Source organism: Pseudomonas sp. Irchel 3A5 (genome assembly GCF_900187575.1).
Classification (GTDB): domain Bacteria; phylum Pseudomonadota; class Gammaproteobacteria; order Pseudomonadales; family Pseudomonadaceae; genus Aquipseudomonas; species Aquipseudomonas folii.
On sequence record NZ_FYDU01000008.1, the window covers coordinates 141,345 to 155,475 of the forward strand.

The 14,131-nt window shown below is 56.1% G+C and carries 13 protein-coding genes; 4 read left to right on the plus strand and 9 right to left on the minus strand.

Annotated elements, in window-relative coordinates; translation table 11 throughout:
* Positions 1-76: 76 nt before the first annotated feature.
* Positions 77-469 carry a 30S ribosomal protein S9 gene (rpsI, locus tag CKW31_RS15035; protein WP_002555064.1) on the minus strand — a complete coding sequence of 131 codons (393 nt, stop codon included), beginning with the start codon at positions 467-469 and terminating at the stop codon, positions 77-79.
* 14 nt (positions 470-483) lie between these two features.
* Positions 484-912, minus strand: a complete 429-nt coding sequence (gene rplM, locus CKW31_RS15040) for a 50S ribosomal protein L13 (RefSeq protein ID WP_027900224.1) — start codon at positions 910-912, stop codon at positions 484-486.
* Positions 913-1,167: 255 nt separating this feature from the next.
* On the opposite strand from rplM, the gene CKW31_RS15045 reads away from it, so the two are divergent.
* Both CKW31_RS15045 and CKW31_RS15050 read left to right on the plus strand, forming a co-directional pair.
* Positions 1,168-2,205, plus strand: coding sequence for an NADP(H)-dependent aldo-keto reductase (locus tag CKW31_RS15045; RefSeq protein WP_095096390.1), 1,038 nt, complete (start codon positions 1,168-1,170; stop codon positions 2,203-2,205).
* Positions 2,206-2,535: 330 nt separating this feature from the next.
* The gene (locus tag CKW31_RS15050) at positions 2,536-3,456 is read left to right on the plus strand and encodes a GlxA family transcriptional regulator (protein ID WP_176469898.1); all 921 of its coding nucleotides are present in this window, start codon (positions 2,536-2,538) and stop codon (positions 3,454-3,456) included.
* 111 nt (positions 3,457-3,567) lie between these two features.
* Here the strand turns inward: CKW31_RS15050 and zapE are convergent, their stop codons facing one another.
* The 3 genes from zapE to CKW31_RS15065 form a co-directional block, all read right to left on the minus strand.
* Complete coding sequence (zapE, locus tag CKW31_RS15055; protein WP_095096395.1) at positions 3,568-4,662, minus strand: cell division protein ZapE; 1,095 nt, start codon at positions 4,660-4,662, stop codon at positions 3,568-3,570.
* Between the two features lie 61 nt (positions 4,663-4,723).
* On the minus strand, positions 4,724-6,073 hold the full coding sequence (locus CKW31_RS15060; RefSeq protein ID WP_095096398.1) for a tryptophan--tRNA ligase: 1,350 nt from the start codon (positions 6,071-6,073) through the stop codon (positions 4,724-4,726).
* Between the two features lie 24 nt (positions 6,074-6,097).
* A complete protein-coding gene (locus tag CKW31_RS15065) occupies positions 6,098-6,727 on the minus strand; it encodes an alpha/beta hydrolase (RefSeq protein WP_095096401.1) in 630 nt (209 codons plus the stop codon).
* Between the two features lie 145 nt (positions 6,728-6,872).
* Here CKW31_RS15065 and CKW31_RS15070 point away from each other — a divergent pair, with 145 nt between their 5' ends.
* Positions 6,873-7,310 carry a YhcB family protein gene (locus tag CKW31_RS15070; protein ID WP_095096404.1) on the plus strand — a complete coding sequence of 146 codons (438 nt, stop codon included), beginning with the start codon at positions 6,873-6,875 and terminating at the stop codon, positions 7,308-7,310.
* A gap of 1,234 nt (positions 7,311-8,544) precedes the next feature.
* Here CKW31_RS15070 and cysN read toward each other — a convergent pair.
* The 4 genes from cysN to CKW31_RS15095 form a co-directional block, all read right to left on the minus strand.
* On the minus strand, positions 8,545-10,443 hold the full coding sequence (gene cysN, locus CKW31_RS15080; protein WP_095096407.1) for a sulfate adenylyltransferase subunit CysN: 1,899 nt from the start codon (positions 10,441-10,443) through the stop codon (positions 8,545-8,547).
* Between the two features lie 53 nt (positions 10,444-10,496).
* Positions 10,497-10,838, minus strand: a complete 342-nt coding sequence (locus tag CKW31_RS15085; protein ID WP_095096900.1) for a four helix bundle protein — start codon at positions 10,836-10,838, stop codon at positions 10,497-10,499.
* Between the two features lie 58 nt (positions 10,839-10,896).
* On the minus strand, positions 10,897-11,814 hold the full coding sequence (gene cysD / locus CKW31_RS15090; protein WP_095096410.1) for a sulfate adenylyltransferase subunit CysD: 918 nt from the start codon (positions 11,812-11,814) through the stop codon (positions 10,897-10,899).
* A gap of 152 nt (positions 11,815-11,966) precedes the next feature.
* The gene (locus tag CKW31_RS15095) at positions 11,967-12,725 is read right to left on the minus strand and encodes a Nif3-like dinuclear metal center hexameric protein (RefSeq protein ID WP_095096413.1); all 759 of its coding nucleotides are present in this window, start codon (positions 12,723-12,725) and stop codon (positions 11,967-11,969) included.
* Between the two features lie 170 nt (positions 12,726-12,895).
* Between CKW31_RS15095 and algW the strand changes: the two genes are divergently transcribed.
* Positions 12,896-14,059: a Do family serine endopeptidase AlgW gene (gene algW / locus CKW31_RS15100; RefSeq protein WP_027897825.1), complete on the plus strand. Its 1,164-nt coding sequence runs from the start codon at positions 12,896-12,898 to the stop codon at positions 14,057-14,059.
* Positions 14,060-14,131 lie beyond the last annotated feature (72 nt).

The window sequence follows — 14,131 nt, forward strand, 5'->3', positions numbered from 1 at the left end:
CACACGTATAAGGCGCGCATAAAAAAACGCCCAGCTCCGTGAGGAGGCTGGGCGTTCTTCTTGAACGAAGTGCGAATTAACGCTTCGAGTACTGCGGACGCTTACGCGCTTTACGCAGACCGACTTTCTTACGTTCAACTTCACGGGCGTCGCGGGTAACGAAGCCAGCTTTGCGCAGAGCGCCGCGCAGGGTTTCGTCATACTGCATCAGAGCGCGAGTGATACCGTGGCGGATTGCGCCAGCTTGACCACTTACACCACCGCCAATCACGGTGACGTAGATGTCGAACTTCTCGACAGTCTCAGTCAATTCCAGCGGCTGACGAACTACCATGCGGGCAGTTTCACGACCGAAGAAATTATCCAGCGAACGGTTGTTGATGGAGATGTTACCGGTACCTGGACGCAGGAAAACGCGAGCGGTAGCGGTCTTGCGACGGCCAGTGCCGTAATTTTGAGTCGCCGACATAATCAACTATTCCGTTAAAACTTCAGTTCTTGGGGCTGCTGAGCAGTATGAGGGTGTGCAGTGCCCGCATAGACTTTCAGCTTACGGTACATGTCGCGACCCAGCGGGTTCTTAGGCAGCATGCCTTTAACCGCGGTCTCGAGCACACGCTCAGGAGCTTTGGCGATCAGCTTTTCAAAGTTGATCGACTTGATCCCGCCCGGAAAACCGGAGTGAGAGTAGTAGATTTTGTCGGTGGTTTTAGCACCGGTAACACGGATTTGCTCAGCGTTGATAACAACGATGTAGTCACCAGTGTCAACGTGCGGGGTGTATTCCGCTTTGTGCTTGCCACGCAGACGGCTAGCGATTTCTGTAGCCAGACGACCGAGGGTCTGACCAGCAGCATCGACTACGAACCATTCGCGCTTAACTGTTTCCGGTTTAGCAGTATAAGTTTTCATTATTTAGCCTCAGGGGCCGCCCTGATAAATTGAGACGGCGGATCTTACTGAATAGATCGTACTTTGACAAGCAGCATGTCAAAGGCAGCCGTTATACAGACGCTGCCGAGGGCTCGGGTCGGCGCATCTGTGGTACGGCAAACATGTCTCTCTGGCAAATGGCGCATCACTTCCACTGCAAAGAGCCGCGGGATTATGCGGATTGCGAAATAAATATCAACCTGCTTTTATGGTTCTTTACTTGAGGAGAAGCAAATGGACTACCGCCAACTTGGCCGGACCGATCTGAAAGTCAGCGCAATCTGCCTCGGCACCATGACCTGGGGCGAGCAAAACAGCCAGTCTGAAGCCTTTGCCCAGATCGAGCGCGCCAAAGAAGCCGGTATCAATTTCCTTGATACCGCCGAGATGTACCCGGTTCCGCCAAAAGCAGAAACCTATACCGCCACCGAGACAATCATCGGCAACTGGTTCAAGCAACAGGGTGACCGCGCCGACTGGATCCTTGCCAGCAAGATCGCGGGCCCAGGCAACGCCATTGATCATATTCGCGGCGGCAGCCTCAAGCACAACCGCGAACACATCGTGGCGGCACTCGATGCCAGCCTGGCGCGCCTGCAGACCGACTACCTCGATCTTTATCAATTGCATTGGCCCGAGCGCAGTACCAACTTCTTCGGCAAATTGGGTTACACCCACAAAGAAGAAGACTTCACCCCGCTGGAAGAGACCCTCGAAGCACTCGACGAGCAGGTCAAGGCGGGCAAGATTCGCCACATTGGCCTGTCCAACGAGACGCCGTGGGGCACCATGAAATTCCTGCAACTGGCCGAAAGCCGCGGCTGGCCGCGGGCGGTGTCAATCCAGAACCCTTACAACCTGCTCAACCGAAGCTTTGAAGTGGGTCTGGCCGAAGTCGCCATTCGCGAGCAATGTGGGCTGCTGGCTTACTCACCTCTGGCGTTCGGCATGCTTTCAGGCAAATACGAAGGAGGCGCTCGCCCGGCCAAAGGTCGCCTGAGCCTCTACAGTCGCTTCACCCGCTACTTCAATCCGCAATCGGAAGCAGCTTGCAGCCGCTATGTGGCACTTGCCCGCGAGCACGGCCTGGAGCCGACACAAATGGCACTGGCCTTCGTCACCCGCCAACCGTTCGTGACCAGCAATATCATTGGCGCGACCACCCTCGAACAACTGGACAGCAACATTGCCAGTTTCGGGCTGGAGTTGTCCGACGAGGTATTGGCGGGTATTGAGGCGATTCACAAGGATCATCCGAATCCTGCGCCTTGACTTGCCCATCTCAAAATTGAAATGCGGCTCTGTGGGTGCTTGCCCGCGATAAGGCTGGACGCGATATAAAGTAAATCGCGTCCGGCCTTATCGTCGGAATGCCGCCCAGACCAAGCACCGCTCCCACAAAAACCGAGTAAACCCGGATGAAAATCCCCAGTAGCCTGCTCAACATTCCAGAACTGGACACACTCGCCAAAAAATAAGACGATCCAGCCGTAAACTGACCACTTCCCCATATAAGAATAAAAGAATATGTCGACTCACGCCTCCGCGCCCCTGCGGCGCGTCAGCATCCTGGCTATTGACGGGGTGTTCGCTTCCACATTGATGCAAGCCAAGGATTTCTTTCACCTCGCTGCACTGCGCTACAGCAAACAGCTGGGCCTGGGCAGAGTCCCCGCCTTCGAGACACGCATGGTCAGCCCGGACGGCAAGCCCGTGCGCAGTTTCAGCGACGTGGTACTGCCCGTCGATGGCGACCTAGGCCAGAGCGATGTCATCGTGATCCCGGCATTCTGGGATGACTTCGATGCCCTGCGCCTGCGCTATCCCCAAGTCATTCCATGGCTGCGCGAACAACATGCCAGCGGCGCGGTGCTGTGCGGTGAAGCCAGCGGCGTATTCTGGCTGGCAGAATCCGGCCTGCTGGACGGCAAGGAAGCGACGACCTACTGGCGATTTTTCAACGACTTCGGTGAGCGATTTCCGAAAGTTCTGTTGAATCAGGAGAAACATCTGACAGACGCCGACAATCTGTACTGCGCAGGTGGCACGACGTCAGCCTGTGACTTGTACATCTATTTGATTGAGCGCTTCTGCGGCGCCAACGTTGCGCAAGCCGTTGCCCGGGACATTCTGTACGAAGTACAACGCAACTATGCACCGGGTCGCATGGGTTTTGGCGGGCAGAAACTGCATCAGGATGTCGTGATCCTGCAAATCCAGCACTGGCTGGAAGAGCATTTCGCCGACAAATTCCGCTTTGAAGATGTCGCCCGCAATCATGGCATGAGCATCCGCAACTTCATGCGCCGCTTCCAGACCGCTACCGGCGACAAGCCTCTGCACTACCTGCAACGGCTGCGTATCGAAACAGCCAAAGGCCTGTTGTCCGGCACGCGCAAAAGCATCAAGACCATCAGCTACGAAGTGGGCTACGACGACGCCAGCTTCTTCGCCCGACTGTTTCGCCAACATACGGAGCTGTCGCCGAATCAGTATCGGCAGCAGTTTCAGCAAGCTGCTTAAGGGCATCACCTGTAGGAGTGAGCTTGCTCGCGATAGCGTTGTGTCAGTTGCATATTCACACACTGACACAACGCTATCGCGAGCAAGCTCACTCCTACAGACCCATGACCACTAGGGTTTATGCGCCCGCGACAAGAATTCATGGGACTGCATTTCCAGCAACCGGCTCAGCGTTCGCTGGAACTCGAAGTTCAAACGCCCACCGGTGTACAAATCCTTCAACTCGACTTCAGCCGAGATGATCAGCTTGACGTTGCGGTCGTAGAATTCGTCGACCATGTTGATGAAGCGTCTAGCGATGTCGTCAGTGGTGACGCTCATCTGCTCGACGCCACTTAGCAGCACCGCGTGGTAGATCTTGCCGAGTTCGATGTAATCGTTCTGGCTACGCGGGCCGTCGCACAGTTCGCGGAAGTCGAACCAGGCCACGTCATCACAGGTGCGCAGTGCGCGGATTTCGCGATTCTCGACCATCAGTACGTCATTCTCGACAGTCTGAGCGCAATCCGGCGTCAACGCCTTGAAGCTCTTGCGCAGACTTTCCTGAGCGGCTTCATTCAGCGGGAAGTGGAACAGCTCAGCCTGTTCGAGGTGACGCAGGCGGTAGTCAACGCCGCTGTCCACATTGACGATGTCGGTGTTCTGCTTGATCAGTGCGATGGCCGGCAGGAAGCGCGCACGTTGCAGGCCGTCCTTGTACAAGCCGTCTGGCACGATATTCGAAGTCGCGACCAGTGTGACGCCGTTCTTGAACAGCTCTTCCATCAAGGTGCCAAGGATCATGGCGTCAGTGATGTCGGACACAAAGAACTCGTCGAAACAGATCACCCGCGCTTCATCGGAAAAACGCTTGGCGATGAGGGTCAGCGGGTTTTTCTCGCCTTTGAGGGGCTTCATCTCTTCGTGCACGCGCTTCATGAAGCGGTGGAAGTGAGTGCGGACTTTCTGCTCGAACGGCAGGGCTTCGAAGAAGGTGTCGACCAGGTAGGTCTTGCCCCGGCCAACGCCACCCCAGAAGTACAAGCCCTTGACCGGCGCCTGTTCCTTCTTGCCAAAGAGTTTGCCGAACATGCCCGGCTTGCTCTGGTTAGCGGCGATCAGATCGTCATAGAGACGCTGCAAATGACGCACAGCCGTTTCCTGCGCCGCATCATGGAAGAAGTCAGGGCGTTTCAGATCAGCTTGGTATCGTTCTAGAGGGGTCATATTCGCTAACAAGGCAACAAAAACGGGCCGTCACTGTAGCGACGGCCCGGCAGATTGGCAATCAATCCTGTTGTGGTGCGAGGGCCAGCTTGAGGCTTTCGATGGCAGCATCGCGAGCAGCGGCGTCGTTGAATACCGGGCTGTCAGCCACACATTGGCCATCAAGCCAGAGGGTGAAGCTGTCGGCTTCGGTACGAAGGTCCAGCTCACCGCCTTGCTGCAGCTGTTTGCTGACTGCGCCAGCGGACTTGCCATCAGCGAAATTGCGCGACAACAGCAACTGCTCGCCATCGGCAGCGAGCAGACGGAAACGGAAGCTGCCATCGTCTTCACGGAAGCTGACAAAGCGTGCACCTTTTGCAGCTTTCTTCTTGCCAGTCTCGGCCACTTGCACGTTGCTGCGGAATGACCGCAGGCCAACCGCTTCACGCAATTCGCCGAGGAACGGTGTAGCGACTTTGCGGGCTTTCTCCGCACCGGCCAGCAGAATGTCTTCCAGGTCAGCCGGACGCTCGATCAGGCCATGGTAATTCTCACGCGCCTCGCCCAGTTCGCTGTCCAGCAAGGTGAACAGGCGACTCTTCGCCTCCCCCCAACCCAGGCCTTGCAACAAGTCGGAACGGAACTCTGCGATCTGCTCAGGGGTAGCAAATGCCTGGTACAGCGTGAACAGATGAGAGTTGTCAGGATCCTTGGCTTCACCCGGTGCCTTGGAGTCGGTAACGATGCGCGAAATCGCGTCCTTCATGTCCTTGGCGCTGCTGAACAACGGAATCGTGTTGTCGTAGCTCTTGGACATTTTGCGACCGTCCAGACCAGGCAGCGTGGCGACGCTTTCCTCGATCAGGGCTTCAGGCATAACGAAGAACTCTTTGCCCTTGCCGAACAGGTGATTGAAGCGCTGACCGATATCGCGAGCCATCTCGACGTGCTGAATCTGGTCACGACCGACCGGAACCTGATGCGCGTTGAACATCAGAATGTCGGCCGCCATCAACACCGGGTAGCTGTACAAGCCCATGGTGACACCAGCATCCGGGTCTTCGCCGGTTTCGACGTTCTTGTCCACAGACGCTTTGTAAGCATGCGCACGGTTAAGCAAGCCCTTGGCGGCAACACAGGTCAGCAGCCAGGTCAGCTCGGTGATTTCCGGGATATCGGACTGGCGATAGAACGTCACGCGGTCCACATCAAGGCCGGCAGCCAGCCAGGTCGCAGCGATTTCCAGACGCGAGCGCTGAATGCGCAGCGGGTCATCGCATTTGATCAGAGCGTGGTAATCAGCCAGGAAGTAGAACGAATCAGCATCGCTCTGGCGGCTGGCAACGATGGCCGGGCGGATCGCGCCCGCGTAGTTACCCAGGTGAGGCGTGCCGGTGGTGGTGATACCGGTCAGGATACGAGTGGTCATGGCAGGTCGCTTATGGGGCTGTCATCAGTTTGAAAGGCGTGGCGCAACCAGATCTTTGAGATCGGTCAGCTTGCCATGAAAAAAGTGTCCGCATTCTGCCACTTTCAGCAGCTCATGTGGGCGCGGCAACGTTGCCGACCAGTTGTAAACCAATTCTGGCTCGACGACTTCGTCGGTCTCCGGCTGGATAACGGTCAGCGGGCAATTCTGCGGCAGAGGATATTGCTCGCTCAAGCGCATGACCGCAGGCGCGACCATGAACAGATGGCCAAGCTTCTGTCCGGCGCTTTCAAGACGGCCAGCAAGACTGGCTGCGACGAAACCACCAAACGAAAAACCAAAAAGTGTCAGGGGCAGATCAGGGTGCTTTTCCAGCAGCCAGCGAGCCACAGCCTGAGCGTCTTCGACTTCACCGGCCCCTGCTTCGGAAGTACCGGCACTCGCGCCTACGCCACGATAATTGAAACGCAATGTGATCAAACCTGCATCACGAGCGGTGCGTTGCAGAGTCGAGACGACCTTGTTGAGCATCGTGCCGCCCTGAATCGGGTTCGGATGGCAAATCAACGCCAGGCCCGTAGCATCCGGCAAATCAAGGTAAAGGGCTTCAAGCTGGCCCACCGGGCCATCGATCAATACGGGGGTTTCGCGCATGAGCAAAAAGGAACTCCGTGACCTCGCAATGGGTCGACTCGTCTAGCTGATTGTCTGCAAATAGCATATCCGTGAGCGTGTCGCGGTATACAGAGCAGGTTCGAGCCGTTAACGTAAAGCAAAGCCGTTTATAGAGGAAGGACTCGTGGAACTGTCGCTCTTAGTTTGGTTGTTGCCGACCATTGCCCTGGTTGTCGGTGTTGTCATCGGTTTTCTGGTCGCACGCCTGGTGCCCAACGCCGCTCCCAATGGAACCCAGCGCCAGCTGGATGACGTTCAGGAGCGTTTCGATAACTATCAGAACGAAGTGGTCACCCACTTCAACAGCACGGCCAATCTGGTCCAGAAGCTTTCGCAAAGCTATCAGGACGTACAGGAGCATCTCGCCGAAGGTGCCAACCGTCTTGCTACCGACGAGTTGACTCGCCAGCGCCTGCTGGCTGCCCTGCATCCTGAAGCCAGCCAGGTTCACCGCGACCGCCTGACCCCACCGCGCACAAATGAAGCGCCGAAAGACTACGCGCCGAAATCACCCAACGCTCCCGGCATGCTCGACGAGCATTACGGTTTGAAAAAGCCGTAAGCGAAAGCTGGATCAGGGAAGCCCGCCATTCATGAGAATGGCGGGCTTTTTTGTGGATCACACCGGGATAAAATCCTGGTGAAGAAGCTTCCTACGCACTTTCAGGAATACAGCGGCTATATATATTTTGTTGCGACCTCTATGCTTTTTGGGAAACGGAGGAAGCATGAAAACATTCCAAATACTCGCAGCAAGCATTTTGCTATTTGGCTGCGTACCAGGTGACTGCACAAAAGACTGCTACATCCTCACAAGCAAAGATCTGGAACTCGAGCACAAATGCAACATGGACCCTTATCGATCAGACTGCCCCGTCAACAGGTAGACAGGCAGTCAAAAGTGCCACGTGTAAATATCTTTTTTGTTATGGGGGCCATTGACGTTAATTAGCTTTGGTTTCTTGATACGCCCCGGTGTAAAGCCAAAACGCGCCCACCGGAGGTCGCCCTGCCGCCCATCATTCTGTATGGACATGTGACTGTGGTACCACAACGATTTGTCCTTGGTGTGCGTGCTTTCCTCTATCCAAAGCCTCGACCTGGCTGGATCATAGAGGAAGCCGCTGTTGCTCACGACAAACCACGGAGCGCCTCTCTGCTTGCGAGACAACGTGCTACTAAAAGCCTGACCGCGATCAGCGACCCAGACTATAGCGCCACTATCTTTAATAACCAGGTTGCCATCGCTTTGCAGCTCCAGACGAAAACGCCCATTAGGCGACTGTAAAAACTGGCCCGGTGTCATTTTCAGATTGGGCGGCAGTACCGGGGTTTGCCATTATTTTTAAACACACCATACTGAATACTCATACTTTCACCTTTGAAAGTTATTGATTGAGTAATCAACTAACCTGAATTCGAGCAACAGCATGCGATAAATATATACCGCCTCTAAATTATTCTTAAGGCCTACCCACAATCTCTTGTGGGAGCCGAGCTTGCTCGCGATAAGGCTGGACGCGATCTAAAGTGAACCGCGTACAGCTTCGTCGCGAGCAAGTTTAGCTCCCACATATACCGCGCTATTCCGTAGGACCGGCTTTAGCCAGGAGGATGTCGGGACATTCGCTAAATATCCTTCGGTAGAAATACCGCTCTCCCGGCTAAAGCCGGTCCTACAAGATCAAGATCATGCTTGCAGGTGAACATAGAATCTCCCACAGGGTGCCCGGGCCCCTCCACACAAACAAAAAACCCGCCATCTCTGGCGGGTTTCTTGTTAAAGAAAACGATCGTCAGATCGCGCCGCGACTGCGCAGCAGGTCCAGCACTTGCTTGACGCTGTCTTCGAGGCTCAGGGTTTGAGTATCGATGACCAGATCCGCATTGAGCGGCACATCGTACGGGAAGGACTCGCCCGGGATGTTATCGCCATCAGCTGCGTACAGGCCCTGTGGGTCGCGTTCGCGGCAAACCGCAGGGGATGCCTGGACGTAGACCGTCAGCAGGCGGTCAGCACCGATCAGGGACTTGGCCTGTTCGCGCCCTTCGCCATCGGGTGCAACGAACGCAGCCAGGGTAATCAACCCTGCCTGGTTGAACTGACGCGCGACATGAGCGGCACGACGCCAGTTCTCGGTACGCCCGGCGCGATCCTGTGGCAGACCGGTGTTCAGGTCATGACGCAGGTTCTGGCCATCCAGTACATAAACCGCACGGCCCATGTCGAACAGCTTGCGCTCGACCGCATAGGCCAAGGTGCTTTTGCCAGCGCCGGACAGGCCGCTGAACAGTACGGTGGCCGGTTGCTGACCAAAACGCTGAGCACGCTCTTCAGTCGCGACGTGAGCCAAAGCACCGTGATGATTGGCACCTGCACTGCCAACGGGCTCGGCGATGATCATGCCCGCCGCCACAGTGCCATTGGTCAAACGGTCAATGACGATGAACGAACCCGTGGTGCGGTTGCTGTCGTATCCGTCCAGCGCGATGGCCGAGTCGAGGCTGATCTTGACGCGACCAATCTCATTCAGGCCCAGCGAACTGGCAGGCCCTTCGGCCAAGGTGTTCACATCGACACGATGGGTGATGCTGGCAATCGAGCCCGGCACATAGCTGGTGGCACGCTTGATGTCGTATTTCTTGCCCGGCAGCATCGGCTCTTCTGCCATCCACACCAGCATGGCATCGAACGCGTCAGCCACTTGCGGAACGTTATCGGCGTGTACCAGCAAGTCACCACGGGAGATATCAATCTCGTCTTCCATGGTCAGGGTGACGGCCTGACCGGGCCCTGCATTCTCCAGCTCACCTTCAAAGGTAACGATGGATTTGACGCGGCTGGTCTTGCCCGAAGGCAGCACGACGACTTCGTCACCCTTGTGCACGATACCGCTCGCCAGCGTACCGGCGAAACCACGGAAGTTCAGGTTTGGACGGTTGACGTACTGCACCGGGAAACGCATGTCAGTGTAGTTACGGTCGTTGGCAATCTCGACGGTTTCGAGGATTTCCATCAAGGACTGACCGGTGTACCAAGGCGAACGCTCGCTCTTGTTCACCACGTTGTCGCCCTTGAGAGCCGACATCGGCACGAAGGCCATGGTGGTCGGCTTGAACGCGATGCCGTCGGCGAACTTCAAGTAGTCGGACTTGATTGACTCGAAGACGCTTTCGTCGAAGCCATTGAGGTCCATCTTGTTGATGGCCACAACGATATGCTTGATGCCCAGCAGCGATGCGATGTAGCTGTGACGGCGCGTCTGGGTCTGCACGCCGTAACGGGCATCCACCAGAATGATCGCCAGGTCGCAGGTCGATGCACCGGTCGCCATATTGCGCGTGTACTGCTCATGGCCCGGGGTATCGGCAATGATGAACTTGCGCTTGGCGGTGGAGAAATAACGGTAGGCAACATCAATCGTGATGCCCTGCTCCCGCTCGGCCTGAAGGCCGTCAACCAGCAACGCCAGATCGACGTCTTCGCCGGTAGTGCCGGACTTCTTCGAATCGCGGGTAATGGCTTCCAGGTGATCTTCGTAGATCATCTTGGAGTCGTGCAGCAGACGCCCGATCAGCGTGCTCTTGCCGTCGTCGACATTGCCACAGGTAAGAAAGCGCAGCATTTCCTTGCGTTCGTGCTGGCCCAGATAGGCGAGGATGTCCTCGCTGATCAAATCAGATGCGTGACTCATTTCATTCGAGCTCCAAGCTGTAAGCTTCAAGCGGCAAGCTTGTCGGCGTACAGCTAGTCAGAAATTTTATTGATCAGCCCGCAAAGCATTTTTGAAAGCTCACGGGTTTCGATAATCCAGGCTGCTGCAAGTGGTTCAGCGATATAACCAATTTCACCGCCGATGATGAGCTGAGTTCTTAGCTCGCCACAGGATGCTTTAGCAATCGATAGAAAACGGCATTTGTCCTTCGCAGTGAAACGCTCCATACCTTCCGCAATATTGCTCGGGACCGACAGCCCAGAGCGCGTGATCTGACTCCTGAAAGCCAGATCGGGACAGGAAGCCATCTCCTTGTAAAGATTGACTGCCAAAGCCTTGGCTCTTTGCCAAACCAAGAGTTTCTCGAAATCCATTTCGATCACCTGTTTTTGATCCACTTGCAGCTTGCCGCTTGAAGCTTTTAGCTGCTCTTTAGAAATAACCCTGACGTTTCTTTTCTTCCATCGAACCAGCGCCATCGTGATCGATGACTCGGCCCTGACGTTCGGAAGTACGCGTCAGAAGCATTTCCTGAATGATGTCAGTGAGGCTCGTGGCCTCGGACTCGACTGCGCCCGTCAACGGGTAGTCGCCAAGTGTGCGGAAGCGGACTTTCTTCTTGACGATGCGTGCTTTGTCCTCATCGCTGAGGTGATTCAGAAGACGCTCGTCGTCGATCATGATCCAGGTGCCATTCATCTCGATGACATCTCGCTCGGCGGCGAAGTACAACGGGACAATCGGAATGCTTTCCAGATAGATGTACTGCCAGATGTCCAGCTCGGTCCAGTTGGACAGCGGGAACACACGGATCGACTCGCCTTTGTTGACGTTGCCGTTGTACACGTTCCACAGCTCGGGGCGCTGGTTCTTCGGATCCCAGCGGTGCTTGCTGTCGCGGAACGAATACACGCGCTCTTTGGCGCGGGATTTCTCTTCATCACGACGCGCGCCACCGAACGCTGCATCGAAGCCGTGCTTGTCCAGGGCCTGCTTGAGACCTTCGGTCTTCATGATGTCAGTGTGCTTAGAGCTGCCGTGGGTCAGCGGGCTGATGTTTTGGGCCACGCCGTCCGGGTTGATGTGGACGATGAGGTCCAGGCCCATGTCCTTAACCATCTGGTCACGAAAGCGGTACATTTCCTGGAATTTCCAGCGGGTGTCCACATGCATCACCGGGAATGGCAGCTTGCCCGGAAAAAACGCTTTGCGCGCCAGGTGCAGCATTACGGCTGAGTCTTTACCGACGGAGTACAGCATCACCGGGTTATCAAACTCGGCGGCGACCTCGCGGATGATGTGGATGCTTTCCGCCTCCAGCTGTTTCAGATGCGTCAGTTTATCGACCATGGTTACTCACGGGTTGCATTCATTATTGACCGGACAACGCCCGGGACGGCCAGCGGGCCGTGTTCGAGGCCGCACTCTAGCACAGCACCTGCTTCTATTCAGGAGACCCAATAGATCGAAACGTTCTATGGATATACCGTCTCGTTAGGTATTCAAACCGGGTTCGGGCAGTCAATAAACAGGTGCTCCAGTGCAAATCGCCGCGCCAGATAGTCACCCAATGCCTGAACCCCGTAGCGTTCGGTTGCGTGGTGTCCGGCGGCAATAAAGCTGATCCCGTTTTCCCGGGCACTGTGAACGGTCTGCTCAGATGCTTCGCCGCTGATGAACAGGTCGACACCCGCCGCTATTGCCTGATCGATATAACCCTGCCCTCCCCCGGTACACCAACCCACCCGGCGAATCATATCCGTGCCTTCAATCAACAAAGGCTCACGACCCAGCGCTTCCTGCACGCGACGGGCAAAGTCGCGGGGCATCATGGGTTCATTCAGCGAGCCGACCAAGCCGACGACGCGGGCGTTATCAGGATCCAGAGGGCCTTCCACAGTGATATCCAACTGGCGCGCCAACTGCACGTTATTACCCACGTCCGGATGCACGTCCAGCGGCAGATGATAGGCCAGCAGACTGATGTCGTGTTTGAGCAGGGTTTTCAGGCGGCGCTGCTTCATGCCGATGACGCATGGGTTCTCGCCTTTCCAGAAATAACCGTGATGCACCAGGATCAGATCGGCCTGCGCATCCACTGCGGCATCCAGCAAAGCCTGGCTGGCAGTGACACCGCTGATGATGCGCATGACCTGCGGACGACCTTCGACCTGCAAGCCGTTGGGGCAATAATCCTGGATACGTGAACTGCTGAGATAACGGTCGGCTTCTTCTACCAGAGTGCTGAGCGCAACAGCCATAAAAGACTCCTGAATGTGTGATTTGAAGCTGATAGGGTCGTGTTGCTGAAATGCTTCACTTCTGAAGATCTTATTTGCGAGACACGACCCCAAGTGCTCGTATAATGCCGCCCATTATGGCGCAGATGGGCAGCAAGCCGCAGCGTCGGATCACTTTCAGGATTTGCTCAATGTTCAAGGCACTGCGCTTTTTTGGTTGGCCATTGCTGGCAGGCGTACTCGTCGCACTGCTGATTATTCAGCGTTTCCCGGATCTGGTGGGTCTGCCAAGCCTCGACGTCAACCTGCAACAGGCACCACAAACCACCTACGTCCAGCAAGGCCCGGTCACGTATGCCGATGCGGTTGGCATGGCGGCGCCTGCGGTGGTCAATCTCTACACCACCAAGATGGTCAATAAAGCGGCCAATCCGATGTTCGAAGATCCGCAATTCCGGCGTTTCTTCGGCGACAACATGCCCAAGCAGAAACGTATGGAGTCGAGCCTCGGCTCCGGTGTGCTGATGAGCCCGGAAGGCTACATTCTGACCAATAACCACGTCACGACCGGCGCCGATCAAATCGTCGTTGCGCTGAAGGACGGTCGGGAAACCATTGCCAGGGTTATCGGCAATGATCCGGAAACCGATCTGGCAGTGCTGAAGATTGATCTCAAGAACATCCCGTCAATCACGATTGGTCGCTCCGACAGCATCCGTATCGGTGACGTTGCACTGGCCATCGGCAACCCTTTCGGAGTCGGCCAGACCGTGACCATGGGCATCATCAGCGCCACTGGACGCAACCAGCTTGGCCTGAACACTTACGAAGATTTCATTCAGACCGACGCGGCGATCAACCCAGGTAACTCTGGTGGTGCGCTGGTTGACGCCAACGGCAATCTGACCGGGATCAACACAGCAATCTTTTCCAAGTCTGGCGGCTCTCAAGGCATCGGTTTCGCGATTCCGACCAAGCTGGCGATGGAAGTCATGAAATCGATCATCGAGCATGGCCAGGTGATTCGTGGCTGGCTGGGTATTGAAGTGCAGCCACTGACTCAGGATCTGGCCGAGTCCTTCGGCTTGAAAGACCGTCCAGGCATCGTTGTCGCGGGTATCTTTCGCGATGGCCCGGCACAGAAGGCAGGCTTGCAATTGGGTGATGTGATTTTGAGCATCAACGGCGAGCCTGCGGGTGACGGTCGTCGTTCGATGAATCAGGTCGCACGCACCAAGCCCGGCGACAAGATCGCCATCGAAGTCATGCGCAACGGGAAAGAGGTCAAACTCAACGCAGAGGTAGGCCTGCGCCCGCCGCCTCCGCCGTCGGCTACGCCGGTTGAGGAGCAGTGATCACTGAGTTGCGTAGATACCTGTGGAGCTAGGCTTGCCCGCGATAAGAGCACTGCGGTCTATCTGATAGAC